The 4,472-nt window shown below is 62.5% G+C and carries 3 protein-coding genes; all 3 read left to right on the top strand.

From position 1 onward, the window contains the following. On the top strand, positions 1-1,083 hold a 1,083-nt coding region (gene gcvT / locus HW561_RS23145), incomplete at its 5' end, for a glycine cleavage system aminomethyltransferase GcvT (RefSeq protein WP_176867734.1). Positions 1,084-1,101: 18 nt separating this feature from the next. After that, a complete protein-coding gene (gene gcvH / locus HW561_RS23150) occupies positions 1,102-1,467 on the top strand; it encodes a glycine cleavage system protein GcvH (RefSeq protein ID WP_176867736.1) in 366 nt (121 codons plus the stop codon). Positions 1,468-1,577: 110 nt separating this feature from the next. After that, a complete protein-coding gene (gcvP, locus tag HW561_RS23155; RefSeq protein ID WP_176867737.1) occupies positions 1,578-4,433 on the top strand; it encodes an aminomethyl-transferring glycine dehydrogenase in 2,856 nt (951 codons plus the stop codon). Positions 4,434-4,472: the final 39 nt, after the last annotated feature.

The raw sequence follows: 4,472 nt of genomic DNA on the forward strand, positions 1-4,472 counted from the left end.
AAACGGACGCCTCTCCACTCGTTGCACGTCTCGCTGGGTGGTAAGTTGGTTGATTTTGCGGGCTGGGAGATGCCTGTACAGTATCCTTTGGGGATTATGGGGGAGCATAATCAGTGTCGTGAGAAGGCGGCGGTGTTTGATGTGAGCCATATGGGTCAGGTTATTTTGCGCGGTGAGAATGTGGGCGAGAAGCTCGAGGCGTTGTGTCCTCAGGCCTATGCGACGCTGAAGCCCGGCAAGGCACGATATGGGTTTTTCACCAATGCGGATGGCGGGATCATGGATGACCTGATCGTGTCGAACGCGGGGGATCACTTCTTTGTGGTGGTGAACGCGGCGCTGCGGCATCAGGATATCCCGCATATGCGCGATAATCTGGACGGGGTCGAAGTGACCGAGATCTTCGACCGCGCGCTGGTGGCGGTGCAGGGTCCCAAGGCCGAGGATGTGGTGGGTGCGCTTTGCCCTGTCGCGCGCGATCTGACTTTCATGGAAACCACCGTGGCCCCGATCCTGGGTGTTGACTGCCGCATCTCGCGGCTGGGCTACACGGGCGAGGACGGCTACGAGATCTCGATCCCCGAGGACAAGGCGATCGAGATCACCAAAGCCTTCCTGGCACATGAGGATTGCGCGCCAGCGGGTCTGGGCGCGCGCGACAGCTTGCGGCTGGAGGCGGGTCTGTGCCTGTACGGCAATGACATCGACCAGAGCACCTCGCCGATTGAGGCCAGCCTTGGTTGGGCGATCCAGAAGCGCCGCAAGGAAGAAGGCGGCTTTCCGGGCGCGGACCGGGTGCAAAAGGAACTGGCCGAAGGCCCGGCGCGTAAGCTGGTGGGTATCAAGCCCGAAGGCCGCGCACCGGCACGTCAGGGCGTAGAGATCCAGTGCGCGCAAGGCAATACGATCGGCCAGATCACCTCGGGCGGGTTTGGCCCCACGGTCGGCGGCCCGGTGGCGTTGGGCTATGTCGCGGCGGGCCATGGCGAACCGGGTGAGGTGGTGAACCTGATCATCCGGGGCAAGCCGCAACCGGCCGAGATCGTGGCGCTGCCCTTCGTCAAACAGAATTACAAGCGTTGAAGTCAGGAGAGAGACAACATGGCAACCTATTATTCCGAAGAGCATGAATGGCTGACCGTCGAAGGGGACACGGCCACGCTGGGCATCACCAAACATGCGGCCGAACAGCTGGGCGACGTGGTGTTCGTGGAACAGCAGGAAGCGGGCGACGAGTTCGAAAAAGGCGGCGAGATCGGCGTGATCGAATCCGTCAAGGCCGCCTCGGAACTCTACGCCCCGGTTGATGGCGAGATCACCGAGGTGAACGAGGCACTGGCTGATACTCCCGGCGCGCTGAACGAAGACCCTGAAGGTGCGGCCTGGATCTACAAGATCAAGTTGAGCGACGCCTCGCAGCTGGAAGATCTGATGGATCTGGATGGCTACAAGGCCCTGATCGGCTGATCCTTGGTTGGGTCCCTGCGCGGACCCGCCGCTTCATCTTTTTGATAAATACTCCCGCCGGAGGCTCCTGCCAGAGCGGCTGGGTGAGACATTCCACAAGGAGCGCTGCAATGGCCTTCAAACTGACCGATTACGAAGCCTATGACTTCGCCAATCGCCGCCACATCGGCCCGTCGCCCACCGAGATGCGCGACATGCTGCAGGTGATCGGCTTCAAGACGCTGGACCAGCTGATCGACGCTACCGTCCCGCCTGCGATCCGGCAGAAAGAGCCGCTGGACTGGGGTCCGGCGATGACGGAACGTGATGCACTGTTCCATATGAAAGAGGTGGCGAGCAAGAACAAGGTTCTGACCTCGCTGATCGGGCAGGGCTATTACGGCACCACCACCCCGGCACCGATCCTGCGCAACATCCTGGAAAACCCGGCTTGGTACACGGCCTATACACCGTATCAACCCGAGATCAGCCAGGGCCGGCTTGAGGCGCTGTTGAACTTCCAGACCATGGTCAGCGATCTGACCGGGCTGGACGTGGCCAACGCGTCCTTGTTGGACGAAGCCACCGCAGCCGCCGAGGCGATGGCGATGGCCAAGCGGGGCGGCCGCTCCAAAGCCAACAACGCGGCCTTCTTCGTGGATAAGAATTGCCACCCGCAGACCATCGCGGTCATTAAAACGCGCGCCGAGCCTCTGGGCATCGACGTGCAGGTAGCTGATCCCGACACGCTGGATGCAGGTTCCGTCTTTGGCGCGATCTTCCAGTATCCCGGCACCCATGGTCATGTGCGCGACTTCTCGGCTGAGATCGCGGCGCTGCATGAACATAAAGCCATCGCCATTGTCGCCGCCGACATCCTGTCGCTGGCGCTGCTGAAGTCGCCCGGCGAGATGGGCGCGGATATCGCCATCGGCTCGACCCAGCGTTTTGGCGTACCGATGGGCTATGGTGGCCCGCACGCGGCCTATATGGCGACCAGTGACAAGCTGAAGCGCTCGATGCCCGGCCGGATCATCGGCGTCAGCATCGACGCGCGCGGCAACAAGGCCTATCGTCTGGCGCTGCAGACCCGCGAGCAACACATTCGCCGCGAAAAAGCCAACTCAAATGTCTGCACTGCGCAGGCGCTGCTGGCGGTGATCGCCTCGATGTACGCCGTGTACCATGGCCCCGATGGCATCAAGGCCATCGCACAATCGGTGCACCGCAAGACCTCGCGCCTGGCCGCCGGTCTGGAAGAGGCGGGCTTTGCCGTGGAACCCGAGGTGTTCTTCGATACCATCACGGTCGAGGTCGGCCATCTGCAGAATGTGGTGATGGAGGCCGCCGTGGCCCGTGGCGTCAACCTGCGCAAGGTTGGCGACAGCAAGGTCGGCATCAGCCTCGACGAACAGACCCGCCCCGAAACCATCGAAGCGGTCTGGGGTGCGTTTGGTATCGACCGCAAGGATGACAGCTCGAACAAGCAATACCGCCTGCCGGACTATGCGCTGCGCGAAAGCGAATACCTGACCCACCCGATCTTCCACAAGAACCGGGCCGAGGCCGAGATCACGCGGTACATGCGCCGTCTGGCCGACCGCGATCTGGCGCTGGACCGGGCGATGATCCCGCTGGGGTCCTGCACCATGAAGCTGAACGCCACGATCGAGATGATCCCGGTCACCTGGCCCGAGTTCAGCAATCTGCACCCGTTCTGCCCACAAGATCAGGCGCAGGGCTACACCCAAATGATCGGTGATCTGAACGACAAGCTGTGCCAGATCACCGGTTATGATGCGATCTCGCAGCAGCCCAACTCGGGCGCGCAGGGCGAATATGCGGGCCTGCTGACCATCCGCAACTACCATGCGGCGCGCGGCGAGGCGCAACGCAATGTCTGCCTGATCCCGACCTCGGCCCATGGCACCAACCCGGCCTCGGCCCAGATGGTGGGCTATCAGGTGGTGCCGGTGAAGGCGGATGACAACGGCAATATCGATGTCACCGACTTCCGCGAGAAGGCCGAAAAGCACTCCGACCATCTGGCCGCCTGCATGATCACCTACCCCTCGACCCATGGTGTGTTCGAGGAAACGGTGCAGGAGGTCTGCCAGATCACCCATGATCACGGGGGTCAGGTTTATATCGACGGCGCCAACATGAACGCCATGGTTGGTCTGGCCCAGCCGGGCAAGATCGGCGGCGATGTCAGCCACCTGAACCTGCACAAGACCTTCTGCATCCCGCATGGCGGTGGCGGCCCCGGCATGGGTCCGATCGGCGTCAAGGCGCATCTGGAAGAGCACCTGCCCGGACACCCGGAATACGGCACCGCCGTGGGTCCGGTCTCGGCAGCCCCGTTTGGGTCGCCTTCGATCCTGCCGGTTAGCTGGGCCTATGTGCTGCTGATGGGCGGCGCGGGTCTGACCCAGGCGACCAAGGTGGCCATTCTGAACGCCAACTACATCGCGGCGCGGCTGCAGGATGCCTATCCGATCCTCTACACCTCGGAAACCGGTCGGGTGGCGCATGAATGCATCCTCGACACCCGCCCGCTGGACGAGGCGGCGCATGTCACCGTCGACGACGTGGCCAAGCGTCTGGTGGATTCAGGCTTCCACGCGCCGACCATGTCCTGGCCGGTGGCCGGAACCCTGATGGTCGAGCCCACGGAATCCGAGCCCAAGGATGAGCTGGACCGCTTCTGCGACGCCATGCTGTCAATCCGGGCCGAGGCGCAGGACATCATCGACGGCAAGATCGACGCGGAAAACAACCCGCTGAAAAATGCCCCCCACACGGTGCGCGATCTGGTCGGCGACTGGGACCGGCCCTACAGCCGCGAACAGGCCTGCTTCCCCCCGGGATCGATGAGCGTCGACAAATACTGGTCCCCCGTCAACCGCGTCGACAACGTCTACGGCGACAGACACCTCATCTGCACATGCCCACCCATGTCAGAATACGAAGACGCCGCTGAATAAATACACAATCACAATCACCCCCGCCAAAAGGCGGGGGTT

It is taken from the genome of Ruegeria haliotis, from assembly GCF_013377785.1.
GTDB lineage: Bacteria > Pseudomonadota > Alphaproteobacteria > Rhodobacterales > Rhodobacteraceae > Ruegeria > Ruegeria haliotis.